The 25,669-nt window shown below is 58.7% G+C and carries 24 protein-coding genes; 12 read left to right on the top strand and 12 right to left on the bottom strand.

The window, feature by feature from the left end:
- The coding region (locus EN943_RS00985; protein WP_164778022.1) for an ATP-binding cassette domain-containing protein at positions 1 to 314 on the top strand (314 nt) is incomplete at its 5' end.
- A gap of 57 nt (positions 315 to 371) precedes the next feature.
- Positions 372 to 1,265, top strand: a complete 894-nt coding sequence (locus tag EN943_RS00980) for an SDR family NAD(P)-dependent oxidoreductase (protein ID WP_127411145.1) — start codon at positions 372 to 374, stop codon at positions 1,263 to 1,265.
- Positions 1,266 to 1,327: 62 nt separating this feature from the next.
- On the opposite strand, the gene EN943_RS00975 is transcribed toward EN943_RS00980, so the two are convergent.
- A complete protein-coding gene (locus EN943_RS00975) occupies positions 1,328 to 1,981 on the bottom strand; it encodes a TetR/AcrR family transcriptional regulator (protein WP_127411144.1) in 654 nt (217 codons plus the stop codon).
- Between the two features lie 379 nt (positions 1,982 to 2,360).
- On the opposite strand from EN943_RS00975, the gene EN943_RS00970 reads away from it, so the two are divergent.
- The 9 genes from EN943_RS00970 to EN943_RS00930 all read left to right on the top strand — a co-directional run bounded on the left by EN943_RS00970 (position 2,361) and on the right by EN943_RS00930 (position 14,099).
- Positions 2,361 to 3,332, top strand: a complete 972-nt coding sequence (locus EN943_RS00970; protein ID WP_127411143.1) for a cyclase family protein — start codon at positions 2,361 to 2,363, stop codon at positions 3,330 to 3,332.
- A gap of 63 nt (positions 3,333 to 3,395) precedes the next feature.
- The gene (locus EN943_RS00965) at positions 3,396 to 4,871 is read left to right on the top strand and encodes an amidohydrolase family protein (protein ID WP_127411142.1); all 1,476 of its coding nucleotides are present in this window, start codon (positions 3,396 to 3,398) and stop codon (positions 4,869 to 4,871) included.
- A 71-nt stretch (positions 4,872 to 4,942) separates the two neighbouring features.
- Complete coding sequence (locus EN943_RS00960; RefSeq protein ID WP_127411141.1) at positions 4,943 to 5,920, top strand: ABC transporter permease; 978 nt, start codon at positions 4,943 to 4,945, stop codon at positions 5,918 to 5,920.
- 45 nt (positions 5,921 to 5,965) lie between these two features.
- Positions 5,966 to 6,979 (top strand): sugar ABC transporter substrate-binding protein, encoded by a 1,014-nt coding sequence (locus EN943_RS00955; protein WP_127411140.1) that lies wholly within the window; start codon positions 5,966 to 5,968, stop codon positions 6,977 to 6,979.
- A gap of 86 nt (positions 6,980 to 7,065) precedes the next feature.
- Positions 7,066 to 9,237 carry an SMP-30/gluconolactonase/LRE family protein gene (locus EN943_RS00950; RefSeq protein WP_127411139.1) on the top strand — a complete coding sequence of 724 codons (2,172 nt, stop codon included), beginning with the start codon at positions 7,066 to 7,068 and terminating at the stop codon, positions 9,235 to 9,237.
- Positions 9,234 to 10,358, top strand: coding sequence for a hypothetical protein (locus EN943_RS00945; RefSeq protein WP_164778020.1), 1,125 nt, complete (start codon positions 9,234 to 9,236; stop codon positions 10,356 to 10,358). The genes EN943_RS00950 and EN943_RS00945 overlap by 4 nt, the downstream gene beginning before the upstream one ends.
- Positions 10,355 to 11,875: a sugar ABC transporter ATP-binding protein gene (locus tag EN943_RS00940; RefSeq protein WP_127411137.1), complete on the top strand. Its 1,521-nt coding sequence runs from the start codon at positions 10,355 to 10,357 to the stop codon at positions 11,873 to 11,875. The genes EN943_RS00945 and EN943_RS00940 overlap by 4 nt, the downstream gene beginning before the upstream one ends.
- Before the next feature lie 142 nt (positions 11,876 to 12,017).
- On the top strand, positions 12,018 to 13,328 hold the full coding sequence (gene hisD / locus EN943_RS00935) for a histidinol dehydrogenase (RefSeq protein ID WP_127411136.1): 1,311 nt from the start codon (positions 12,018 to 12,020) through the stop codon (positions 13,326 to 13,328).
- A 6-nt stretch (positions 13,329 to 13,334) separates the two neighbouring features.
- Positions 13,335 to 14,099 carry an SDR family oxidoreductase gene (locus EN943_RS00930; RefSeq protein ID WP_127411135.1) on the top strand — a complete coding sequence of 255 codons (765 nt, stop codon included), beginning with the start codon at positions 13,335 to 13,337 and terminating at the stop codon, positions 14,097 to 14,099.
- Positions 14,100 to 14,409: 310 nt separating this feature from the next.
- On the opposite strand, the gene EN943_RS38935 is transcribed toward EN943_RS00930, so the two are convergent.
- Together EN943_RS38935 and EN943_RS38930 are read right to left on the bottom strand one after the other, a co-directional pair.
- Positions 14,410 to 14,694: a WYL domain-containing protein gene (locus EN943_RS38935; RefSeq protein WP_348630094.1), complete on the bottom strand. Its 285-nt coding sequence runs from the start codon at positions 14,692 to 14,694 to the stop codon at positions 14,410 to 14,412.
- Positions 14,606 to 15,064, bottom strand: coding sequence for an HTH domain-containing protein (locus EN943_RS38930; protein ID WP_348630093.1), 459 nt, complete (start codon positions 15,062 to 15,064; stop codon positions 14,606 to 14,608). The genes EN943_RS38935 and EN943_RS38930 overlap by 89 nt, the downstream gene beginning before the upstream one ends.
- A 170-nt stretch (positions 15,065 to 15,234) precedes the next feature.
- On the opposite strand from EN943_RS38930, the gene EN943_RS00920 reads away from it, so the two are divergent.
- Positions 15,235 to 15,633 carry a VOC family protein gene (locus tag EN943_RS00920; RefSeq protein WP_127411134.1) on the top strand — a complete coding sequence of 133 codons (399 nt, stop codon included), beginning with the start codon at positions 15,235 to 15,237 and terminating at the stop codon, positions 15,631 to 15,633.
- A gap of 587 nt (positions 15,634 to 16,220) precedes the next feature.
- Here EN943_RS00920 and EN943_RS38770 read toward each other — a convergent pair.
- From EN943_RS38770 to EN943_RS00880, 9 genes are all read right to left on the bottom strand, one after another.
- Positions 16,221 to 16,343: a hypothetical protein gene (locus EN943_RS38770; RefSeq protein WP_281060839.1), complete on the bottom strand. Its 123-nt coding sequence runs from the start codon at positions 16,341 to 16,343 to the stop codon at positions 16,221 to 16,223.
- Between the two features lie 150 nt (positions 16,344 to 16,493).
- Positions 16,494 to 16,901, bottom strand: coding sequence for a hypothetical protein (locus EN943_RS00915; RefSeq protein ID WP_164778019.1), 408 nt, complete (start codon positions 16,899 to 16,901; stop codon positions 16,494 to 16,496).
- A 48-nt stretch (positions 16,902 to 16,949) separates the two neighbouring features.
- On the bottom strand, positions 16,950 to 18,473 hold the full coding sequence (locus EN943_RS00910) for a peroxidase family protein (protein WP_164778018.1): 1,524 nt from the start codon (positions 18,471 to 18,473) through the stop codon (positions 16,950 to 16,952).
- 277 nt (positions 18,474 to 18,750) lie between these two features.
- Entirely contained in the window at positions 18,751 to 19,626 is an 876-nt protein-coding gene (locus EN943_RS00905) for a DMT family transporter (RefSeq protein ID WP_245475549.1), read from the bottom strand.
- Positions 19,627 to 19,770: 144 nt separating this feature from the next.
- A complete protein-coding gene (locus EN943_RS00900) occupies positions 19,771 to 20,415 on the bottom strand; it encodes a TIGR00730 family Rossman fold protein (RefSeq protein ID WP_245475548.1) in 645 nt (214 codons plus the stop codon).
- A 93-nt stretch (positions 20,416 to 20,508) separates the two neighbouring features.
- Entirely contained in the window at positions 20,509 to 21,279 is a 771-nt protein-coding gene (locus tag EN943_RS00895; protein ID WP_127411132.1) for a hypothetical protein, read from the bottom strand.
- Positions 21,280 to 21,874: 595 nt separating this feature from the next.
- On the bottom strand, positions 21,875 to 22,975 hold the full coding sequence (locus EN943_RS00890) for a class II histone deacetylase (protein WP_127411131.1): 1,101 nt from the start codon (positions 22,973 to 22,975) through the stop codon (positions 21,875 to 21,877).
- Positions 22,976 to 22,983: 8 nt separating this feature from the next.
- Positions 22,984 to 24,567, bottom strand: coding sequence for a GMC family oxidoreductase N-terminal domain-containing protein (locus tag EN943_RS00885; protein WP_127411130.1), 1,584 nt, complete (start codon positions 24,565 to 24,567; stop codon positions 22,984 to 22,986).
- A 10-nt stretch (positions 24,568 to 24,577) separates the two neighbouring features.
- Positions 24,578 to 25,663 carry a branched-chain amino acid ABC transporter permease gene (locus EN943_RS00880; RefSeq protein WP_127411129.1) on the bottom strand — a complete coding sequence of 362 codons (1,086 nt, stop codon included), beginning with the start codon at positions 25,661 to 25,663 and terminating at the stop codon, positions 24,578 to 24,580.
- Positions 25,664 to 25,669: the final 6 nt, after the last annotated feature.

Raw genomic sequence — 25,669 nt, 5'->3', positions numbered from 1 at the left:
AGGCCAAGGCGATCGAACTATCGGGCGGCAACCAGCAGAAAGTGGTCATCGCCAAATCGATGATCCAACAACCGGACTTGATCATTTTCGACGAACCGACCCGTGGTGTCGACGTCGGCGCCATCGCCGAGATCCACAAATATCTGAACCAGCTTGCCGATGAGGGCAAGGCTGTCGTGGTGATCTCGTCCTACCTGCCGGAGATCATGTCCCTGTCGGACCGTCTGCTCGTGTTCCGTAAGGGCAAGGTGGTTGAGGAGTTCTCCGCCTTGGAGGCGACTGAAGAGAAGGTCATGTACGCGGCCATCAACTAGCGCAGGCGACTCTGAATTGCGAATGTCTCGACACAGCAGCAACCATTGGAAAGTCAGATGAGTATTCCTTCACTTTTAAATCCAAGAAGCGGGCACCAACTCGAAGGACGACATGTCGTGCTGTTTGGCGCGGGGACGGCCAATGAGGTCGAGCAGGGTTGGAGTCTTGGGCAGATCAGCGACAAAGTCTACGGCGTTGGCAAGGCCACGGCGCTTGTTTATGCCCGCCACGGGGCGGCCGTCACCTGCGTCGATATCGATCTGGATGCGGCGACCGCTACGGCCGAACTCATCCGGAGCCAGGGCGGACAGGCGTTCGCCCTTGCTTGCGATGCCACCCGGTCCGAAAGCGTGAAGGATACGATTGAGAAGTCGCTCAGCTACAATGGCCGCATCGACGTTCTTCATAACAATATAGGGATTGCCAAGATGGGCGGCCCGGTCGAGTGCTCGGAAGAGAACTTCGATCAGGTCATCGCGGTTAATCTGAAGAGCATGTACCTGACGTGCAAATGGACCCTGCCGATCATGGAACGCCAGGGCAAAGGTGCGATCATCAACATCTCATCTTTTGCGGCGATCAGGTTCACTGTTCCATGGATCGCATATAGTGCTTCCAAGGGAGCGGTGAATGCGCTGACCATGGGTGTCGCGGCACAATATGCCGCCAAGGGCATACGCTGCAACGCGATCGCGCCCGGGATGCTGTCCACACCGATGGTGCAATCGGCCCACAAGGACAATCATTTCGATCTCGAAGAGATGATGAGTTCGCGCGACAACGCCGTGCCCATGCGCTGGCAGGGCGAGGGCTGGGATGTCGGCGAGGCTGCGGCGTTCCTTGCATCCGATGAGGCGCGTTTCATTACGGGGCAAGTTCTGGTGGTCGATGGCGGCAGCACAATTATGATGCCGAGTAAGCCATGGAATGGCGCGGGCGTGGTGAACTGACAGCATTGACCAGGCTTCTTACGGTAAGTCTTTCTAGAACAGCAAAACTCATAAAATAAGTATTAATCATCTTTTCTAATCGTTAGGCCGGGCAATATTGTATCAATAACATTGCAGACAAATGCGTCGGAGTCATCCATAACGGCGGTCTCATGGATGTGTTTACGAATCGCAAAGTATACGATGGAAGCGTGTGCAATCCATGCTTTCTCCATTTCAAGCTCTGTGGGGTTGGTGTCGGACGTGAAATCGTTGTGATGTCGGATCTCAATAACGATTGCTGACAAAACTCGTGATAGATATTGATTTATGTATCTTCTAGTCAAATCTTCGTTGCTAAGGCTGGCTTGAAATACAATTCTTATCCAATTGTAATCATTGGCGACGTCTAGGTATTGTTTGTAGAAGGATACGAGGCGATCTCTCAGGGGCGTCGTTCTATCCGATAGCTCCACAACCCACTTAGAATTCCAATGCTCCAAGAAAACATCCTTGAATACGCATTCCAGCAAACCGTCTTTGCTGCCAAAATATTTGAAAATAAGAGCGTGCGACACGCCTATATATTTAGCCAGATCACGAGTTTGCGCGGAAAGACCATTCTTTGCGAAGAAAGAAATGGCGGCTTCGGTCATCATCTTTTTTCTCTCATCAGGGGTCATCCTGATGCGCCGTGACGCGGTCGGGCGTTTTTTAGATGGTGTGTTCTTGGACAAATTGGAACGCCTCTGTGTGATGCGCGCTCGCGGCGCCGACTTTGGAGCTGAGTGCGCAAGGGACCTGTGCCCTGGGTCGGCTCAATGCCGGTGAGCAAGGTCAGCATATTTTTTGGTGATCATCTGGTCAATAAGCGTTGACACCGAAAGATAGTGAGCATATGGTCACTAGTAGGCTGATAAAGCCGAAGGGCTAGGAGATCTGGCCGACGGAGGATTTGCAAAATAGGCCCCGCCATGGCGGGCCCGGTGCCGCTTGTGAGGCATCTAACGTCTGCCGCGTAGGCGGCGGTAGAAAATGTGCGCCGAAGTGAGCGCCTCATGCGTCCAGGGGCTTCGGCTGGAGATTATTAGGCTTTACCGACGGGAGGAGGAATAAATGTCACAAGGCGGTACCGGAAGGATTACCAGGCAGCATGTGGTCGAAACGGCCGACAGACTGACAAATTGGGGGCGCTGGGGCGAAGACGACCAAATTGGCACGCTCAACACGGTCGAACCTGCCGATATCGTCTCGGCTGCCAGCCTCGTCACGAAAGGCAAGGTCTTTGCGCTGGGGATTCCGCTGAATAATAAAGGCCCGCAGAACGGCTTGTTCGGTGGACGCTGGAACCCGATACATACGATGCTAGCAACCGGCACCGACGCGCTTGCCGGCAATCAGGACGATACGGTTGGCCTGCGCTACTCCGATGACGCCATCAACATGCCCGTGCAGTCTGCGACCCATTGGGATGCGTTGGGACACATCTTCCTGGGCGACAAGATGTACAATGGATATCCGGCCTCCTCGGTCGATTCCGGCGGCGTGCATCAGCTTGGGATTGAGCACACAAAGAATCGCATGGTGGGACGGGGCGTGCTCCTCGATATCGCGCGCTACAAGGGTGTAGACTTTCTGAAGGATGGCGAGGCCATCACGCCTGAGGACCTGGATGGCGCGGCTGCGAAGCAGGGCGTTGAGATCAGGAAGGGCGATTTCGTCATCTTCCGTACCGGTCAAATGGAGCGCTGCCTCAAGGAAGCCCAATGGGGCGGCTATGCTGGCGGCGACGCGCCTGGCTTGTCGTTTTCAACCGCGCAATGGCTGCGTGACAAAGATGTCGCTGCAATCTGTGCCGACACCTGGGGATGCGAGGTTCGTCCTAACGAAAGCACGTCGGACATCAATCAACCCTGGCACTGGGTGGTCATCCCAGCCATTGGCCTCACGATGGGGGAGATGTTCTATCTCAAGGAACTCGCCGAGGACTGCGCGGGAGACGGGGTCTACGAATTCTTCTTTTGCGCGCCGCCCCTGGTCATCACCGGTGGCACGGGCTCGCCAATCAATCCGCAAGCCATCAAGTAGGCGGCGCCTATGCAGGCCGGCATAGTCGGCCGGCGCGTGTTCCCGAGACTGGAGCGGTAGGAAATGTCAGGCAGAATTCTGATCAAGAACGGTTTCGTTCTTACCATGGACCCGGATATTGGAGACTTCGATGACGCCGACGTGCTGGTTATCGATGGCAAGATAGCTGAGGTTAGACCGCACATTGTGGCCGACGACGTCGAGGTCATCGACGCAAAGGGCATGATTGTGACGCCGGGCCTGTTCGACGCCCACAGGCACTGCTGGCAGACGCAGTTGCGAACGACCGCGACCGACTGGACGCTCAGTCAGTATTTCGTGAACATGCGCGCCCGCTTCTCGGCCTTTTACGAACCGGAAGATGTTTATATCGGCAACTATGTCGGATTGCTTGAGGCGCTGAATGCTGGTGTCACATCCTGCGTCGATCACTCCCACATCATCAACTCGCCAGAGCATGCCGATGCTGGCGTCGAAGCGTTCCAGGCATCGGGCGTCCGTGGCATATACTGCTACGGGTTCTTCAAGAATCCGAAATACAAAATAGGCGAGCCAATCGATTTGCCGCTGCTGGTCGGCGATATGTTCGGCGACGTGGAACAGTGGCGCTACAAAGACGCGGAACGCGTCAAGCTCAAGTATTTCTCAGAATCCGCCGGCAAGATAAGGTTCGGCATCGCACCAAACGAACTCGAGTTCCGCCCATATCCGGAATCGCGCGCGGAGTTCAGCAGGGCTCGCGAGCTCGACCCGATCATCTACAGTCTTCACGCGGGCATGGGGCAGCTCGAGAAGGATGTCCGTCTGGTCAAGCTGATGCAGGCAGACGGCTTCCTGAGCCCCAAATGTCTGTTCGTGCACGCGGCCGGCTTTACCGATGAAGAGTTGCAAATCCTGGTAGACCATGGCTGCGCCTGCGCCAGTTCGCCGGATACGGAGCTTGGCATGGGCATGGGCTTTCCGCTTGTTTCCCAGCGCATCATGAAGCTGGGCGGCAAGACATCGCTCGGTGTCGATATCGTCTCCAACATCGCCGGCGACCTTTTCGCGCAGATGCGGCTGAATCTTCAGGTCCAGCGTGCCGTCGAACATTCTGTGGATTTCAAGCGCGGATACATGCCTGGCGACATTCCGCTCAAGGCAAGCGACGTCGTTCGCCTGGCCACGATTGACGGCGCGAAGGCTGTTGGCCTGGATGACGTCACCGGCTCGCTGACGCCCGGCAAGGATGCCGACATAACTCTGTTCGACTGCCATACGATCAATATGACGCCGATGATCGATCCCTATGGCGCCATCGTCTTCAACGCAAACATCCATGATGTCCACACCGTTCTCGTGTGCGGTGACATCGTCAAGCGCCATGGCAAGCTCGTGGGCGTCGACTGGGAGCATTGGCGCAAGAAGATCGTGGCGTCGTCAGAGAAGATGATGAGCCAGTCGCGGCATGTGCCAATCGACAAGATCGGTCCGCTTTTCCAGAACATGTTCAACTACAATGCGGACGAGCAGCTGCGCGAGGATGCGACGGTAAAATAAGTGTTGCAGATGACCGAATCCCTGGATCCGGCAGGCCGTGGTTATCGCTTCAAGAAAAGGGAAATGACTGCATGTTAAGGGCTGCATTCAAGGGGCAAGAGATCATCGTCCTTTCCTGCACGATCGTAATAGTTGTGCTTCTTTCGGTGTTCCTCAATGGCTTTCTGACGATCGAGAATATCTCGAATTTGTTCATGCGGGTCGCGATCTTGGGCATCTTGGGGGTCGGTCTTGCAGTCGTCGTGATCGGCCGCGGACTTGATCTGAGCATCGTGGCCAACATGGTCGTTAGCGTCGGTCTGGTGGTTCAGCTTCTGCGGGATGGCCATTCGCCACAAGTCGCCATCGCCACGGGGTTGTGCATGGCGCTCCTGACGGGGTTTGTAAACGGCTGGCTGGTTGCCTTCGTCGAGGTGCCTGCCTTGTTTGCAACTCTTGCTACCGGCATTCTCGTCACCGGTGGATCGCGACTATTCTTGCTGTCGAATGACATCCAGTATTTGCCAGAATCAGGCCGGATCATCAACGCGCTTGGCCTCACCAATTTTCTTGGACTCCCGCTTGCCGTGTGGAGCTTTTTCCTTGTGCTCGTCCTCGGCGCGATTTTGCTGACGACGACCAGAGTTGGCCGCATCCTTTATGCGATGGGCGCCAATCCTGAAGCCGCAAAGCTTGCCGGTCTGCCCGTGCGGCCGATCACGCTGATTTCCTACACGTTATGCGGCGGAACGGCGTTCGTTGCTGGCATCATCATGCTCGGCAACGTTTCGAGCGTGAACGTCAATGTCGCGCAGGGCACCATGGTCTTCGACGTCATCCTTGTCGTCATTTTAGGTGGGATAAGTCTGGTTGGCGGCCGAGGAAGCATGCTGAGCGTGATTATCGGAACACTCCTGATCGGCACGATCCTTAACGGCATGACCATCATGAATATCAACAACGACGTACAAAATATCGTCAAAGGTTTCGTACTCTTGGCTGCGATATTGATCGATGGATTTCTACATCCTTTCGATGAGGAAACAGCCCGCCAGGGAGAGACGATGTAGTTCGAATTGGGCTGCAATACTGGCTTGCAACAATGGGAGGTGATCATGAAATTCAGTTTGAAATCCATAGGAAGTATCGTCACGGCAATATCGATGATGACAATGGCGGTTGGTGCCCGTGCGGACGAGACCCCCGACGTGCGGTTATTCAACAAGTTCACGACCGCACTGCAAGGCAAGACGATCGCTTTCGTTCCAATGTCCTATGGCATGTTCTTGACTGACGGCTGGGCGCACGTCATGAAGGAAGAGGCCGCGCGTCTTGGAATGAAGTTCGTTACCCGAGATCCTAACTGGAGCACGACCGCTCAGTCGCAGGCCGTCCAGGCTCTGATCCAGGAGAAGCCGGACGTCCTGGTGATCCATAATCTGAACGTGCAGCTTTTGGCGCGCCAGATCCGTCAGGCACAGCAGGCCGGCATCTACGTCGTCCAGCTCAACCTGGTCTCGAACCAGATATCCGACGCCTATGTCGGAGCCGACTACCGGCGCGTGGGGCGTGAGATTGCTGCGGACCTGGTCGAGGCCTGCTCGCCCCAGAAAGGGAAGAGCGGCAAGATTTCGATCGTGCAAGGCGAGCTCACCAATGCGGCCAGCCTGCAGGAGCTTGGCGGGGCGATGGAAATCTTCGAGAAGCATCCGGAGATCAAGATCGTCTCGAACCAGGCCGGCGATTACGACGCCAACAAGTCCCGCGACATCACCCAGACGGCCCTGCAGCAGAATCCAGACTTGTGCGGCGTCTACGACTTCTTCGATGTTATGGCGCTTGGCGCGGCACAGGCCATCAAGGCTGCTGGTCAGCAGGGCAAAGTCCTCCTGTACACGACCGGCGGCGGACAGCGCATGGCTTGCGACAGCTGGGACGCCGGCATGTTCGACAGATATTGGGACACGCATACCCTTCAGCAGGGACAGGATCTGATGACCACCATTAGCCTTATCCTCCAGTCGGGTCAGAAGCCGGGGGCAGTTGAGATGGCCGTATACACTCCGGTCAGCGTTTGGACGAAGGAGAACTATTCTCGTTCGCTCTGCTACGACCTGCCCAACCAGTAAGAACCGTCACCAAACCAATAGCTAGGCAAAAGAAGTAAGGCGCCAGCTTGTTCAGCAAGCGAAGAGGCTGGCGCAGTTGAGGAAGCATGTTGGACGCCATGAACGGGCAAAGCAAATGGTCCCTGCGCATCTTCGTTGCTGAGGTTCTCAGCAAACGCTGGATGGAGACACTCATTCCATGGGTCGTTTTCGTCGTTGTCGCCGCGATCACGGTTAGCATTATCCCGGGCTATCTGGAGCCCGACAATCTGGCCACGACGCTCCGGCAGTTCGGCGAGTTCGCATTCGTGGGCTTGGCCATGGGCATCGTCTTGATAGGCGGAGGCGTTGATCTCAGTGTGGGCGCGCTGTTCGCTCTCATCAACCTTCTCGCACTGTATCTGTTTTATATCACAGGCCTCAATTCGTTGGCGATCGTAGGAGTTTGTCTCGTCGCAGGCGCTGTGCTTGGAGCCGTAAACGGCTTTCTGGTAGGCATCCTGAGGGCACGCTCGTTCCTGACGACGATGGCGACCCTGATCATCGGTTTTGCCACGGTTCGGCTCCTTCTCGAAAAGTATGGCGTCGCCATCGCCTCATCGGGCAATGTCGACCCTGTGTGGGACTACATCGGCTATGGAAGTGTCCTAGGTATTCCGTTCAATATCCTTGTCTTTGCCGGGACCTGCATCGCGGGGCACTTGCTGATCACCCGCTCCAAATATGGCTGGCGGCTGACATCGGTCGGTGCCGGACGCCGCGCGGCGCGCCATGCAGGTGTGCCGATCCGCACCGTCGTATTCGTGTCCTACGTCGTATCGGGCATGCTATGCGCAGTTGGCGCAGTCTTCTATGCCGCACGTCTAAACAGTGCCGGTTCAGATACCGGCGTCGGCTGGGAAATCCTTGCCCTCACGGCGGTCGTGCTGGGCGGTGTCAGCCTTTCCGGCGGAAAGGGTTCGACCGGCCGCATCGCGCTGGGCATCGTCACGATCATGATTGTTACGAATACGCTGGTGCGTGTCGGGGTGACGGGTGGCGGCAGTTCGTTCTTCCTGGGCTTGCTCCTTCTTCTCGCGGTGGCGGCCGACGTCAAATGGCTGAAACACGTCTGGAAGGTCGTCGACCTTTTCTACACGGTGCCGACTGCCGTCAGGTTTTCGAACGAGGTGGAGACTGACTTTCGTAAGGAGACCGTCTTCCGGCCGAACAACGCGCTCATGGGCATCATGAAAGTCGGTTTCCACGGCCGCGACTTCACCGGGCAGGAAGACTTCATCATGGACGACCGGCAGCTAAGGCTGGTGGCGCCCGAAGATGTCGCGATCGACGACCAACAGCGCGTCTATACTGGTACCAGCACCGGACTGATCATGCGCTATTCGGGCCCCGCGCTGCACGATCGCGAGGTTTTCTGCCGCACGGGTGGCCAAGTTCGTGGGCTCGCTTTCGACAAGGGCGGCAATCTGATCGTCTGCGTGGCGGGCATCGGGCTAATGTCCGTTGCGCCGGACGCATCGATGAAGCGCCTCGCCGACGAGACACCGAGAACGGTCGGTCGCGTCAAGGACGATTCCAGACTGCTCATGCTCGATGATCTGGATATCGCCGAGGACGGAATGATCTACTTTACCGAAGGGTCTACGCGCTACAACATGGACGAGTGGCTCCTTGACTCCATTGAAGCCCGGCCCAACGGCCGCATCCTCTCCTACGACCCGAAGACTGGGAAGACGCGTACGACGCTCAATGGCATCGTACACCCCGGCGGAATATGCATCGAGCGCGGCGGACAGTCTTTCCTATACAGTGAGACCTGGCTGTGCCGGATCTCGCGCTATTATTTCGCCGGCCCAAAAGCCGGTCGCAAGGAGGTCGTTGTAGACGACCTGCCGGGTTATCCCGACAACATCAATCCCAGTTCCGATGGTGGCTTCTGGGTTGCGATGGTCGCAATGCGGACGAAAGTATCCGACATCGCGATGCGCATGCCCAGCTTCCGCAAGCGGATGACCCGCAGGCTGCCGGTCGACAACTGGCTGCTACCCAACTTTAACGCGGGATGCATCGTCAAGCTGTCCAAGGATGGTCAACCAGTCGAGACGCTTTGGGATCTGGGCGGGACGAAACAGGCTTATTCGACAATCACGTCGGCGGTCGAGGATCGTGGCCACCTCTATGTCGGCGGCATTTTCAACGTGCGCATCGGGCGCGTGGATCTGCCATCGGCCAACAAGAGCTGGACCGCGCATTCCGAGCGCTGGGGAGGCATGGAATGAGCATCTTCAATCTGCCGGAGATCTTCCGCACGCATATAATGGGCGAGAAGGACGAGCCGGAAATCCGCACCCTTGATGGCCCGTGGAAGCAGAACGAACTCATCGGCGACTGCGCCATGGTCGACCGCACTCTCGAGCATCCCGACGATGTCATCGTGGACAAGTACGGCAAGCCGTGGGTTTCGGCTGGGGACAGGATCTATCGGATCGGCGGAAGCTGGTTCTGCCCGGTTAGAAGTACGGTCCATAAGGTAGGAGGCCGTGCGGGCGCCATGTGTCGCCATCCGGACGGCAGTCTGATCGTGGCGATCGCCGGCAACGGGATCGAAGTTATCGCGCCCGACGGGTCGCGCAGCACGCTCGTAAACTCTGACACTGGGCCGATGAAATGCATCACCTCCATCGCGATCGGTCGCGATGGAAATGTGTACCTTACCGACGGTTCGACAAAGTTCGGTCCCGAGCAATGGGTGGAAGACCTCATGCGTTCGGGCGAAACGGGTAGACTTCTGAAACTCTACTGGGCGACGGGAGCGGTCAAGACGCTGCGCGACAAGCTCGCCTGGCCTTTCGGTGTTTGCGAGATCGACGACAGCTCGGTGATGGTCAGTGAAAGCTGGAAGCACAGACTGCTGGCGGTCGATGTTTCGGGCTCTGAAAGGACCGGGCCAAAGGTGGTCCTTGGAAACCTACCGGGATATCCCTCGCGAATCCAACCAATCGAAGGCGGCGGATATTGGCTGGCCCTGTTCGCGCTGAGGAATCCGCTAATCGAGTTTGTCCTGCGCGAGAAAGAATTCCTGAAGGAAATGCTTGAGACGGTACCTCCCAGATATTGGGTGGCTCCGGCCATGGCAACCAGTGACGACTATCGCGAGGCCCTTCAGCTTGGTGCGATCAAGCAGGTCGGCATGAAGAAGCCGTTCTCTCCGCCTTACTCGTATGGGTTGGTAGCCAAGCTCGACCGTCATTTCCAGCCAGTAAAGAGCATGCACAGCCGTGCGGACGGAAAGCGTCATGGCATCACCGGCATCGCGTCACCGAACAAGCATTCGCTTTTCATTCTCTCTGCCGGAAACGGCAAGCTGGTTCATGCCGATGAGGAGGTTTTGAGCAAATGACGAGCGCTCCCGAAATTGGGTCAGTCATTCTGCGCTGTCGCGACCTTTCCAAGATCTATGGCTCCAACTACGCCATAAAGTCGGTCAATTTCGACCTGAAGTCCGGCGAAATCCACGCGCTGGTCGGCGAAAACGGAGCCGGAAAATCGACGCTATCCAAGGCGGTTGCAGGTGCGGTGCGACCGTCCGAAGGCAGTATCGAACTCTTCGGCGCGAAGGTCGAACTGACCAATCCTAAAGACGCGTTGGATGCCGGTGTGGCCATGGTCTATCAAGAGACCAGCCTGGTGCCGACCATGTCGGTGGCTCAGAATATCCAGCTTGGGGTCGAGAGCCGGTTCATTCGCCTGAGAACGCTCAACAAGGAGATCCAGGCACACCTGCAGTCAATGAACTTCAACGTCGATCCGACTGCGCTCGGAGGCAGTCTCAGCGCCGCGCAGCGCCAGATGGTTGAGATCGCGCGCGCTGTCTATCACAAGGCGCGCATAATTATCTTCGACGAGCCGACCGCCACTTTGACTCCGAGCGAGAAGAAGCACTTCTTCAACCTCGTTCGCGATCTGCGCCGGCGCGGTACCGGCATTATCTACATTTCTCACGCCCTTGAGGAAGTGGAGAAGATCTCCGACCGCGTCACCATCATGCGTGACGGCGAGCTGATCAAAACGGGGCCGACAAGCGGGTTCACGCGCGATGAGATTGTCCGCCTCATGGTTGGCCGAGAGACCGGCTTCGTGCCGGTGAGGAACCAGGTCCAGAGCACCGAGGAGAAGTTGCCAGCCGAAAGGGTTCTGACGGTCGAGAACGTTACGATGGGAAGTGTGGTCAGGAACATGTCGTTTTCGATCACTAAGGGGGAAGTCACCGCGCTCTTCGGTCTGGTGGGCTCGGGGCGGACAGAGATCGCCAAGATCATTTCGGGCGCGTTGAAGCGCCGGTACATCAATGGTGGGCGAATCCTGCTTGGCGACAAGCTAATCCGATATCGTGTGCCGCCCCAGGCGGTGCATGACGGCATTGCTTACATCACCGAAGACCGCAAGCAGAACGGCTTTTTCGACACAATGTCGATCACAGACAACATCTATTCCGGGTTCCTTGCGTCGAATGCGGGTCGAAAGCCGCTCGTCGAACGTGACATGGCGCAGAAGATGTCAAAGGAGTGGACGAAGAGACTGTCCATCCGGGCTATATCGGGTGACGCGCGCGTGGTCGAACTGTCCGGTGGCAACCAGCAAAAGGTCGTGATCGCAAAGTCGCTGGTCCAGAATCCGAAGGTGGTCATCTTCGACGAGCCGACACAGGGCGTCGATGTCGGCGCAATTCCCGAAATCCATAAGTTCATTCGCGATCTTGCCGACAGCGGCGTCGCTGTCCTGGTCATCTCCTCATACATCCCGGAGGTCATGTCGCTTGGCGACCGCATCCTGGTGGCGCGGCGCGGACAGGTTGTCGAGGAATTCTCGGCCGCTGAGGCGACACAGGACAAGATTCTTTACGCGGCGCTGTTTTGAGGCTGGGGCGCAAGCCCTGCCTTTCGACCGCACGCATAAGAATGGAAAGACGATCCGATGGCTGCAGGGTCAGCGGCCATAGGAATTCAAACGCAACGCCCGATCCACGGGCGTCCTAAAGATAGGGCTATCGGAGAACAAAATGGCTGTCAGATATCTCAAGACCGGCAAGTCGCAGAATGAGCGGGCCGAGGAAGACAGCAAGGTCCGTTCTGTGGTCGAGGATACGCTGAGGGAGATCGAGAAAAACGGCGATGCCGCGGTCCGCGCGCTCAGTGAGAAGTTCGACAAATACACACCGGCGAGCTTCAGGCTGTCAGACGAAGAAATCGAGAGCCTGGTGCGCAAGCTTTCGGCGCGGGAAATGGCGGATATACGCTTCGCCCAGGAACAGGTCACAAAATTCGCCAAGGCCCAGCGCGCTTCGATGACCGATATCGAGGTCGAGACCCTTCCGGGCGTCATTCTCGGCCACAAGAACATTCCGGTTCAGTCGGTCGGCTGTTACGTTCCTGGCGGGAAGTTCCCCATGGTTGCGTCGGCGCACATGTCGGTCGCGACCGCAACTGTCGCAGGCGTTCCGCGCATTGTCGCGGCAACGCCGCCCTTCAAGGGTGAGCCCAATCCCGGGGTGATCGCTGCAATGCATTTCGGCGGTGCCCATGAGATCTATGTTCTCGGTGGCATCCAGGCCATTGGTGCGCTGGCGATCGGCACTGAGACCATCAAACCTGTCCATATGCTCGTCGGTCCTGGCAACGCCTTCGTGGCGGAAGCCAAGCGTCAATTGTTCGGGCGCATCGGCATCGACCTGTTTGCAGGCCCGACTGAAACCATGGTCATTGCCGACCGGACGGTCGATGCCGAAATATGCGCGACCGATCTGCTGGGTCAGGCCGAGCATGGATACAACTCGCCCTGCGTCCTCATCACCAATTCCCAGAAATTGGCCGAAGAGACGATGCAGGAAATCGAGCGCATTCTGCAGATCCTGCCGACGGCCGAAACCGCCCGCGTCAGCTGGGAGAACTATGGCGAGGTGATCGTATGCGACACCTATGATGAAATGCTGGCCGTCGCCAACGACATCGCCTCCGAGCACGTGCAGGTCATGACCGACCGTGATGATTGGTTCCTCGAGAACATGAAATGCTATGGTGCTCTGTTCCTTGGGCCCCGCACAAACGTAGCGAACGGCGACAAGGTGATCGGTACCAATCACACGTTGCCGACAAAGAAGGCCGGCCGCTACACCGGTGGGCTTTGGGTTGGCAAATTCCTGAAGACCCACAGCTATCAGCGCATCGTGACCGACGAAGCCGCTACGCTTATCGGCCGCTACGGGTCGCGACTCTGCATGCTGGAAGGTTTCGTCGCGCATGCAGAACAGTGCAACCTACGGGTTCGGCGTTACGGAGGACAAAACGTTCCATACGGCACCGCCGCGGAGTAAAGTACAATGGATTTGCCGCAGACGCCCTCGTTCCGGCTCGACGGGCGACGCGCCCTTGTCACAGGTGCAACCTCTGGCATTGGCATGGCGGCAGCAGTCGCGCTGGCCGCAGCGGGTGCAGCGGTAACGATAGCTGCCCGTTCCGAAGGCGCGCTTGTAAATTTGGTCGGCGCCTTTGCAGACAGGGGATGGGACGCACGACACAAAGCGATCGATGTGGCTGACGTTCACACTGTGCATAGATGGGTGGCGTCGGAGCTTCCCTTCGACATTCTGGTCAACAGCGCCGGCGTCGCACGGCACAGCGCTGCGCTCGATGCCACTCCTGAGGACTATGATGCAGTGATGGCGATCAATGTCCGCGGCGCGTTCTTCCTGACCCAGGCCGTGGCCGGCCGTCTGATCGAGGTGGGGAGACCGGGCTCCCTAATCAATGTGTCGTCCCAGATGGGCCATGTGGGCGGGCAAGACAGGGCTGTTTACTGCGCCTCCAAATTTGCCGTCGAGGGCTTCACTAAGGCGATGGCTATCGAATGGGGGAAGTTCGGCATCCGGGTCAACACTGTCTGTCCAACATTCATTCGAACGCCGCTTACGGAGGGAACATTTGTGAACCCCGAACGTAGGAAGTGGATCGAAGATAAGATCAAGCTCGGCCGCGTCGGCGAGCTACCCGACATTATGGGGCCTGTCCTGTTTCTCGCATCGGATGCCTCGGCCCTGGTAACCGGCACGGCTCAAATGGTCGATGGCGGCTGGACGGCTGACTAGCCCGAGGCGGCAGGACTTGTGCCGTGCATGGGCTGTACGGAACCCGCGCATGCCGCCGCGACCGACGCCCATCTAGGCCGGCCCTCGGTCTCAATGCGAGAAGTCATCACGCAGTGGGCATCGGAGGCAGTTGAGCTGCCGGGATTCGAGAGTGCTCCCCGTCAACCAAGCGCCTCATCCCGGTCGTGTCGGCGATTTCCTGAATGCCGCCGGTCCGGTCAGGTTGCAGCAATGTCCATGAGGGGGTGGATAACTGTTAGTCTGCTTTTTGGAGGCCTTCTATGAAAGCCAGCAAATTGTTGTCCGAGGGTCAGATTCTGTCAGCTCTGTAGCTTGCTCCGGTGTTGCTATGTGCAAGTTCCGCAGACCGCCACGCTTCCCAGCGCCTAACCAGCGCGCTACGTGGCACTGAGATGGGCTGGTCGAGTATCTCGGCGGCCTCTATCCGATCGGTGCGGAAATGGCGAAAGGCCTGCCGCAGCTCGCACCATGCGATAAGGACGCAGTTAGTGTCGGAATAGCCAAGCACAACTGGCCAGACCGTGCGTTCCGTCCGCTTGTCCTCCTCGGCGCGGTAAATTAGGCGCGCCTTCATCCGTCTCCGGATTGCATCCCGGATCATTGCAGTATCCACTTGCTCTGCCGACGCACCGAGAGGCGGCTTCGCCCGCCGTGCTCGGTTCGGCAACGAACGGTCTCAGGTGAGCGGGAACAGCCGTGACGATCTTGGCAAGAACATCGTAGGCAGCGGGTGAGAGCTGCGGATCACCGCGCATCGCCACCCATTGCGTTCCAAGCACAATGGCCTCGATCTCTGCCGGGGTCAGCATCAACGGCGGCATGTCGTATTCGTCCGCCAAAAGATAGCCGAACCCTGCCTCGCCCTGGATCGGCACCCGTTGGGCCATCAAGGCCGCGATGTCGCGGTAGACGGTGCGCGGGGACACTTCCAGCTCGGCTGCCATGGTTGCACCCGTCACCGGCCTGCTTGATCGGCGTAATATCTGAATTATCTGCAAAAGACGTTCTGCGCGACGCACCAGCTCATGACACCTGCTGACATAACGGTGTCAACAGGATTGCGCTAGAAGCCGGCCATGCGCAAGCTCAACACCACCACATGAAAGGAAAAGTTATGAAGTTCGCGTCCGTCCGTCTCATCGCCGCCGATATCGAGGCCATGGTGGCCTTCTACGAGATGGTGACGGAAAAAACCGCAGCCTGGCTTGCGCCTCAGTTCGCCGAAATTGTCACCTCTGCTGGCACCTTGGCAATCGGTAGTGCGGAGACAGTCGCATTGTTCAGTCAGGGGAGCTCGCAGCCGCGCTCTAACCGCACCGCAATCCTTGAATTTATGGTCGATGACATCGACGCTGCGTTCGAAAGGCTCAAAGATAAAGCTGACATAGTGCATGAGCCCAAGCTTTTGCCCTGGGGCAATCGCACATTCCAGGTCCGCGATCCTGAAGGCTCTGCCGTCAGTCTTTTTATGCCCTTTACCGATGCAGCAAAAGCGCGCTTCGGATCGCGCTAGGCTTCGCGTAGAGGCCGCGGAATTAAATGGCCCTATCGCGACGGCTCGACCCGTCAAACTATCGCTGCAAAATGCGCGACAGAAGATATCCGAGGATATTCTCGGTAAAGCTGTCGGAGATCGAACTCGGGCGATCTAGCTGAACTTCCCAAATAATCCCGGCGAATATGTGTTTGGCAAGCAGGATTTGGAGACAGTTGCGACATTTTCTGAGCGACACAATCTATAGGTCGCCAGTGACGAGGTTTATCGCAGCGCCGTCTTCGATGGCGCTTATCATGTGTTGCACGCTGCAATCGGTCAGGATCGCCATCTCAGGGTACGCGATTGAGCTCGTAGTTGCGGCCGATCACCACTTGATCAGCAGCAATGATCATTTATTGGGACTCAATTGAGCCTGACCCGCACTAGCAAGTGGACAGAAGTGAATGTGCGGTTGCCCTTTAGCTCTACTATGCATAGAAACCACTCTGCCGGGGGGGGCGCAAAGTTGGGGTAGTGAGTGCGTGGGCTCTAAATTCGAAAAACTAAATAAGTTACGTGACTCACTGCGAGAATCCAACCACGATTTTCGGGCGAGCACCCAGCTATTCAACAGCCTGGATCCTGCCAAGATCGACGGCGACCTGGATGTCATTAACCGCGGAAAGCAGCGCGGCGAGGTGAACCAACCCCCGAAAACGGCAAAGAATCTCGACGATGTCGAACATGCCGAGGCTCGACCGCCCCGTCGCCGTCGATTGGTTCAAGACCGCTTTTCCGATCCGGTTACCGGTGGATCAGGAGAAGCTGGCCCGCGGTATCGAACTGGCAGCGCAGTCGGGCTGAAGCAACAATCCTCAGTTACGCCGCCCCGGATGCTACTTGCAGCGTGACATCACATAATCGCCGAGGCGCTTATGATATGCGCTCAAACGGTTTTGCTTGATCTGGTCGGGCGGGCCGGCGTTCGGATCGGTCTTGTAGTGATCGGGAAATGTGTAGTCCTCACCGGGTCCATCCGCCGGCGCAATGGTGGCGATCGTTTGCTCGACGTCGCCGGTGAAGGGAAAGGCGATGTTCACGATCAGGTCTTCGTCGAAGTATGGTTGGATGGTGATCTCCTCCCAGGTTTTGTCCCTGGGCGTCATGAACCCACGCAGCAGGTCCTTCATCGCCTCCTGATCTTTACTTTTGAAGATCGCTTGCTTGGCCGGATCCTTGATCAGGTCTCGGATGAATTCGCCAAGCGCCTCGAACTGCACATCTTTGAACTTCACCATGTCCACTTCCCCCGCTAAAGCAGATTGAGCACTGTAACGCTGCCGTTATCAGCGCTATTGAAAACCCTGACTGCCGATCAGGCCGCCAAGCACTTCATCCGATACCTTCGCAGTATCATTGAGATCGAGCAGTCCTGCCAGCGTTTTCGGCTCCACGTCCGGAATGAGCCTGCGAGAGGTGATATCTGTATCGGCAGCCTTGAACAGTGCGGATGCGATCGTTGCGGCCACCACATAGGAGCCAACTGGGCCAAGATGGCTGCCGTCACTACCAAGAACGGAGGCCTCCTGGATGATATAGTAGGAGAGAGGTGTTTGACTCAGGAACTCCGGGTGCCGTTGCAAAGCGGCCCGAAGTCGGCCGGCGTTGTAGACGTAACGTTTGGCGCAGGCAGCCGTGGGAAGCATGCCATTGCCCGTCAGGACCGGCACATCGATACTGTCACCAAGGGCGGTCTTCACCGCACCGGCCACATCCTGACCGGATGGCAAACCAAGGTCGTAACAGCGCCAGCAATCCATGAAGGCAACCGGCCGGACTGTGCCGTTCAATTCCGCACTCAGGCCGGCAATCGTGAGTTCTTTCGACAGGAATGGCCCTATGCGCCGGGCACTTTGAGCTTTCGACGGAGTGTCGGTTGAGGCAAACCGGCTCCAGTCGACAATCCAGTTCTCGGGTATTGGAATCTCCCCACCTGGGCGCAGGCTGGAAAAGGACAGCATTTTGCGCAGATTGGCTGGTTCTTCGACCGACCTGTCGTTCACGACATAGAACTGCCGGACCATGGCGTGGGCAAAGCGCGACGCACCGAACGTGAATTCCAAAGGCAGCGCGTTGAAGGTCTCAAGGGCCGAGACTCCGGCGCCAAGAAAATCGTCACTGGCGAAAAAATGGTCCCATATTTCCGGAGCCAGAACTTTTCTCAGATAGTCGTTGATGATCACGGTGCGGTAAACCGAGGTCAGATAGACCCTGGCACCCTTGTAAGCTTCGGCTGGGTCGGTGCCGCTGCCAAGCAGCAGATCCACGATCCTGTTGTGGATGCCCATGAGTGTGCAGAGCAGTTGCGACAGGACGAGATTGTCGTCGTTTCGAGGGTCCGCCACCAACGGCCGATAGGGCGACCGCCGGCCCTCGACACTGATGAACTTGCCCGACATGTCGATGCGCGGCAAATCCCGGCCTTGCACGGACTTGCGATCGACTGGAAGCATACTGTCTTTCATGCAAGGCAAGCCGATCGGAAACCGGCAGGCCGACAAATCCGCTCCATCTGGAACATCGTAGAGATGGGCGTCGACGACGGGCCCCCTCCCATAGAGCCCCGAAAGGTCAAGGCCTTGCGAGGACGCGTTCGTCAAATGATGGGTTTTGCCTGTCGGCTTGGGCAATCCGAATATTTGGCTGAAGACGATGTCATGGAACACGAATTGACCGAAATAGGTAAAGCCGGCAGGTGTAGGGCTGAGATCACTGCCTTCAAGTCCATCGGTCGGGCCGACCATTTCCGCCGTGATGTCCAACAAGCCCGCCTTGGTGCGGTCGATGGCGCTCTCGTCTTCGGTTGCGTCAAACAAGGCGATCGGCACGTCCGCCAGGGACGGGAAGAGCCTGATGCCTCGCAAGGTCGGCTTGTCGTTGAGGCCGTCGTCTGAATTCTGGTTTGACCGGTTCGGTATGTTAGCGGCTTCGAAGGAGGACGTTTCGCCATGGAGCATCGAAGTAGACCTCGTTTTCCAGAAGGATGAATGCGGCCAGACGAGTAGCTTGGCATGAATCCGGGAGTAGAAACAGACTTCCAGTCGGTGGTCTGAATGGCGCGGCTGCCAGAGCAGCGCGACATTGCCGAAGCGATCATGGCACTGACGGATCGAGCTTCGGGCCCGCCGAGACGGCGGTGAACAGCACACAGCACAGAATGACGCCCGCACCCAGAAACCCGTCGGGCGAAAGCCGTTCACCAAGCAGAGCGGCGGCGGAAATGGCGGCGAACACACCCTCTCCGCTGCAAATCACCGCCGCATGGGACGAAGTGGTGTAGCGCTGTGCAGAAGTCTGCAGACAAAAGCCGACAGCGGTCGAGAACACACCAAGCATGATGAGTTCTGGCCATGCTGCCATAATTGCCTGAAATGTCATTGTGCCCTGCAGGGCGAAAGGTAGCGTGGCAACGGCCGTGCCGATGAACTGCGCGGCCGCCGTCGCGAAGGGATGACCATGTGCCTGCACATGCCGCCCGAGCTCGACCGTCCACACTGCAAAACAGATTGCCGTCAGGATGGCGAAAGCGTCGCCGGCGGTTGCCGAACCATTGAAGCCGCCCGCCAGGAGGGCCGATCCCACGACCGTCAGAATAGCGACGAACAGGATCGGTGCACTTGGACGCTCCCTCATGATCAGCCATGCGGCGATCGGCGTGATCACAGTGGAAGCGCTGATAAGAAGGCTCGAGTTCGTCACCGTCGTGCTGACATAGGACGCTTGCTGGACCACACAGCCGAGGGCAAAAAGCAGAACCACTCTCGCCACACTTGGAAACCAGCCGGTGTTGGTTACGGGGTCGCGCTCCCGCACCGCGAATGGCAATGTCACCAGTCCGGCGATCACGCTGGTCAGGAAAACAACCGCCATGGGATCGAGGTGGGCCAGTATGGTCTTATGGGACACATTGCCCACTCCCCAAATGACCGCAGCAAGCATCAGCAAGGAATTTGCCTTGAATCTGGACATGATTGATCGCATCGCCACACCGGGCAATGTCTCCAACGGTTTGTGATCGGGTTTGAATGCGACGACCGGAGCCGACCACCCAGTCGTCGTTTGGGTGAATGGTGTTGCCCGGAAGAATGCGTCTTTTGCTATTTGGTTCGCGATTTATCCGGGGCCAGCACTCGATATATGTGATCTGCGCAAGACGGGGATGGTGGGCAGCAGGACGGGCTTTGGCGGTTCGTTCTGCTCGAAACTGACGCTGCGCTGGAGAAGCGGAATGATAGCCTCCGGGGTTGCCGAAGCCATTTGCGTACATCGAGTTGACGAGTTCATGAAGCCAGCCTCGGACATGCTGTCGAAGACGCCGAGAAGCGGTGACCAGAAGCCTTTGAAATTCGCCAGGACCAGCGGCTTGCAGTGCCTTTCCAGCTTGCGAAGCGTCATGACCTCGGTCAGTTCCTCAACGGTGCCGATGCCGCCAGGCAAGGCTACAAAGGCATCCGCGTAGTCAAACATGAGCTGCTTGCGGACACTCATGTCAGGAACTGAAATCGTCTGACATCCCGATGATAGCATCCTCATCCGCTCGATCAGGAACTGCGGGGTGATCGCGACCACGGTTCCACCCCTTTCTGCTGCGGCAATGGCCACCTGGCCCATCAGGCCATCACAGCCTCCGCCATAGACCAGGCGAATACCCGCAGCGGCAATCGCCTCGCCAAGGATGGTGGCGCAACGGGCGTGGTCGGGATCGTTGCCAAGCATGGCGCCGCCGAAAATGCAGATCGTGCCGATGCGTCGCTGCAAGGGATAGGAGCGGCCGATCTGTTCTGCGGAATTGTCGGATGATGATCCAAACATGGTGTCTCTCCAAAGGAAGTTGGAATAGCGAAGCTTTGATCAGCCGGCGGAATGATCGCGGGCTGCGCGAGGTTGGCTCGATCGGAACAGAAGCAGGTCAGCCCAGGACCAGAGCAGGTAACAAACGAGAAGGGTGGCGGGCGTCGACCAATGCTGTGGCTGTCCGGCCTCGAATTTGAACAGCGAGGCACAAAGTCCTGTCCCGGCAACGATGAGGGCCGGCAGCCGGCTGAGAAGGACCATGATGCGAAACGGCTCGAGGCTGTGTTCCGACAAGTTGAGGATCTGGACACCCGGTCGGTGGCAAGCACTGCCGAATTTTCCAACGGAATGAAGGAGGCCCGATGTCAACGCCAGCAACGGATGGCCAAGTTCAAACAGGGCCAGGCCAAGGCAAACGGCACCAACGCCGGACAGGAAATCACCCAGGCGGTTGAGATTTTCCCTGGGCTTGAGACACCCATTCCAGGCGCGATGGTAGACCTCACCGCTGGCGAAGAAGATCGCCGTCGCCGAGGTCATTGCGATCGCGGCGAAATTGCCCGTCAGGTAATGGCTGATGGCGGCCGGTGCGCCTGTCCAGAGAAGTTGGTCCGGACCGCCGGATACGAGAATCTGCGCCGTAATCCCCTGGCAGAGACCAATGAGGTTGCCGATACTGTAGGCGCCCCCAGGGCCAGACATCCGTGCCGTCAATGCGCTGCTCCAAGCACGGAGGCGCGGAGACTGGACCGTGAAGGGCGAGGCTGTTTCGCGAGCTGGAATTTCTACTGTGGCTACACGCAGCGACTTATTGATGTTGAGCGTCATGTCGGGTTCCTCCCTTGTGACGCATGCTTTGCAGTGCTCCGCGTGATCTCAACGTGAATTGCGCCGGAATGCGTCCAACCAGGCTAAAAGGCTAATCGCATTGACACTCGTCCGGGCGGGCTTCTGTATCGGGTCGGCCTTGCAGCCCTAGCCGGCGGCATTGCCGAAGCGGGTCGCTTGCCAAGCCTCCATTGACAGCTATCCGGATGCACGGGCCGCGAAGACCGAAGATCGTCTCTCAACGGTCATCCGGAAACACCGGGGAGCGACGATCGTTATTTCACGCTGAATTTACGCTGAGTTGCCCAACACATCACAGCCGCAAAGCCGGACTGACATCTGCAAAAGGCCGAGCGGTCGAACCTGGACCTCAATTGAACCCAAGGAAGGAATTCGATCATGCTACGCAAGTTTCGAAGGGCTTGGTCCCGATGCGACTACCCGCATTACCCAAGCCAATCTCACGACACAGGAGACCCTTCATGAGCCAGATATTTTCTCGCGCCCCACGTTCTACCGCAAGCGCAGCCCGCACTTGTCAGGTTGGGCGCCGGTGTGTCTTGAGATCGTCTCATCGGCGGATCGTCGGAGGGTTCTAGGCGATGCCGCCCAAAAGTTCCTCCGCCCTGGAAACCGCGGCCGCCTGGTGCGGCTGCAAGGGCTGGCCGGCGTAGCTTTCGAAGACCGGCAGGAACGGGTCGTCGATATGCGTCCTGATGCCGGACAGTTGCTCCATCACCGCCAGGCCACAATAGGGAACGTAGGAGGCCGAATAGCCGCCTTCGTGCGACATCATCAGGCGCCCGCCGCAGAGGTCGTCCGCTGCCTGTATCAGCATCCGCGTCATGTCGCGGTAGCTGCCGCTATGCAGCATCATGCGCCCCAGCGGATCGGCCGCCGAGGCGTCGAAGCCCGACGGCACGACGATAAGATCAGGCTTGTAGCGATTGAGCGCCGGCAGCACGACGCGTTCGAAGACGGACATGTAAGCGCCGTGGCCGCAGCCGGCCGGCAGCGGCACATTGATGTTGTAGCCTTCGCCCTTGCCCTCGCCGCGTTCCTTGTGAAGACCGCTGTCATGCGGATAAAGCCCGTCCTGATGGATCGAGATGGTCAGTACCGACGGGTCCGAGTAGAAGGCGGACTGGGTGCCGTTGCCGTGATGAACATCCCAGTCGACGCAAGCGACCCGCTCGAAACCATGTTTAGCCCGGTTCTTCAGGATAGCGACCGGAACGTTGCCGAACAGGCAAAAGCCCATGCCTTGCCCGCGCTCGGCATGATGGCCGGGCGGCCGTACCAGCGCATAGCCATTGTCGATATCGCCGCTCAACACCGCATCCATCAGCGCTGCCGTGCCGCCGGCGGCCAGACAAGCGATCTCGTAGCTGCCATGGCCGAAGGGGGTGAGATAGCTCGCATCGCCGCCGCGCCCATCACTGAGCAGCTTGATACGGCTGATGTAGTCGCGGTCGTGAAACAGCGCGAGGTCATCCTCGCTCACCGCGACGGAGGCGATCTTGGACAATTTTTCGGTCAGGCCCGAAACCTCCATCAGATTGCGGAATCGGCGTTTCGTGTCGGCATTCTCCGCATGCTCGCCCGGCTCGATGGTCAGGCTCGGCTGAAAGAACTGCGCGGCATTGCCGGTCTCGTGCCAGAGATAGAGTTCGTGGAAATTCCAGCCCGTCGTCATCTCGTGCCTCATCCCGCCAGGATCATTGACGCGGCGCGTTCAGCGATCATGATCGTCGGCGCGTTGGTGTTGCCCGACACCATTTTCGGAAAGACCGAGGCGTCGGCGATGCAAAGCCCGTCCAGCCCATGAACCTTCATCGACGTGGGGTCGACGACGGCCATCGCATCTGAACCCATGCGGCAGGTGCTGGTCGGGTGATAAAGCGTCGTGCAGTGGCCGCGTATGTAGTCGGCGATCTCGGCGTCGCTCTCGCATTCGGCGCTCGGCGTGATTTCGCCGACGAGCATTTCGGCAAGCGGCGACTGCGCCGCGATGCGCCGGCTGATGCGGATGCCTTCGACCAGCGTGGCGATGTCCGAGCCATCCTCGTCGCTGATGAAGTAACGTGGGTCGATCGCCGGATATTCGATCGGATTGGCCGAGCGCAGGCGTATCTCGCCGCGGCTGTCTGGTCGCTGCAGCGTGGTGTGCAGCGTGATGCCGGGTCGGGAGGAGAGGAACCGAACATAATCGCGATGCGGGCTGATGGCGCCGTAAAGCTGCAGGTCCGGCTCGGTATCGGGCCGGCTCTTGACGAAGCCGCCCGCCGCCACCCAGGGTGAGGAACGCGGGCCGCTGCGCGATGTCTGCCATTCCGCGAAGTCGCGCTGCAGCGTCTCGTCGGTCCAGGCGCCGACGCCGATCTTGTCCTTGGTATAAAAGGTGATCGGAATGTTGATGTGGTCCTGCAGATCCTTGCCCACGCCCGGCAGGTCGTGCACGGGAGCAACGCCGACCTGGGCGAGTTCGTTGGCCGGCCCGATACCCGAAAGCAGCATCAACTGGCAACTGCCGATCGAGCCCGAGGACAGCACCACCTCGCTGTCGGCGAAAGCGGTCTCAGGTTCGCCATTGACGAGATAGCGGATGCCCTTGACCCGGCCCTTCTCGACGATCAGGCCCGTCGCCAGCACACCGGTTTTCACGGTCAGGTTGGGTCGTTCTCGCGCCGGGCGCAGATAGGCCTTGCCGGTGCCCCAGCGTTCGCCATTCTTGATGGTGAACTGGAACAAGCCGACGCCTTCCTGCTCGACGCCGTTGAAATCGCGGTTCTGCTTGTAACCTGCGGCCTTGCAGGCCTCGATCCAGGCAAGCTCGTTGGGATCGACATGTCCGACATTGCCGATATGCAGCGGCCCGTCGGCGCCGTGCAGCGGGTCGTTGCCGAGTTCGGCATTGCTTTCACTGGCCTTGAACACCGGCAGCACGTCAGCCCACGCCCAGCCGGGGCAGCCCATCGTCGCCCAGCCATCATAGTCGGACGGCAGGCCGCGAATATAGATCATGGCGTTCAGCGCGCCGGAGCCGCCGATCATCTTGCCGCGCGGCCAGAACACCCGCCTGCCGCGGCAGCCGGCCTGCGGCTCGGTGTAGTAACCCCAGTCGACTTCCGTGTTGAACATGGTCGGCCAGTCCGACGGCACGTCCGAGGCGAGCGGCGCCTCGCGCCCGGCCTCCAGCAGCAGCACCTTGCGGGCTGGATCGGCGCTGAGCCGGTTTGCCAGCACGCAGCCGGCCGAGCCGGCGCCCACTATGATCGTATCGAACATCGTCAGTCTCTCACTTTCCGGCCGGGGTCGGGCTTTGCACAATGTTGGTTACTGCTGGCTTGCTGTCTGGGCTGGCGCGACGGCGCGCGAGCCAGTCGACGAGATCGCCAAAACGGCCGACCAGCCCCTTGGGCATCAGCACCACCGACAGGGCGATGATCAGGCCGAGCCCGAGCGTGCGGAACTCGCCGCTCTCTCGCATCAATTCGTCGGCCAGCACCAGCACCACCGTTCCGACCAGCGGTCCCCAGAACGTGCCGACGCCGCCGACCACGACGATGGCGATGATGAACATGAGTTGCGACATCGACAGCACACCGGGGCCGATCGCCTGGAAATGCGCGGCATAGAAACCGCCGGCCAGCCCGGTGAAGAAGGCGGAGATGCCGAACACCAGAAGCTGCGCCTGGAAGCGATTGACGCCGCGGGCCACCGCATAGCCCGGATTGTCCTTCAGCGCCCGGAAGGCAAGGCCGATCGGGCTTTTGACGATCGCGTAGGTGAAGACCATGGTGAGCGCGAACAGCACCGCGCTGATGGCGTAATTGCCGACCAGCCACTGCGCCCGGAGCAAGGCCCTGGTGCCGAGGTCGCCGAAGCGGGCAAAGCCGACGGCGCCGCCGGTGAACTGGCGGCAGACGGAGCCGACCATGACGAAACATTCGGTGTCGGTGACGATCAGCAGATACATCGTCTGGGCGATCGCCAGCGTCAGCAGCGCCACATAGACGCCGGTCAAGCGAAGGCAGGCGAGGCCGACGATCAGCGAGAACAACACGGCGCCCAGCGCGCCAGGCACAAGTGCTGCCCAGACGTTCCAGCCGAAATAGAAGCAGAGCATCGCCGTCGCATAGCCGCCGAAGGCAAAGATCGCCATTTGCGCCAGCGAGAAGATGCCCGAGAAGCCGAACAGGAGGTTCCACTGCGAGGCGATCGTCGCATAGAACAGCGCCAGCACGATCTGGCCAAGGATGTAGCGGCTGTCGACCAGGAACGGCAGCGCGATCGCCGCCGCGATCAGCATCAGGCTGATGGCAAGATCAGTCCTGGCCGAGCGGGACATGGAGGAACGGGGCAGGGGACGTGTCTCTGTCATGATGAC

Origin of the sequence: Mesorhizobium sp. M7A.F.Ca.US.006.01.1.1 (assembly GCF_003997935.1) — a bacterium.
In the GTDB taxonomy this organism is placed as follows: Bacteria; Pseudomonadota; Alphaproteobacteria; order Rhizobiales; family Rhizobiaceae; genus Mesorhizobium.
The sequence above is the reverse complement of the archived record's forward strand: the minus strand, read 5'-3'. Positions and strand labels throughout refer to the sequence as shown.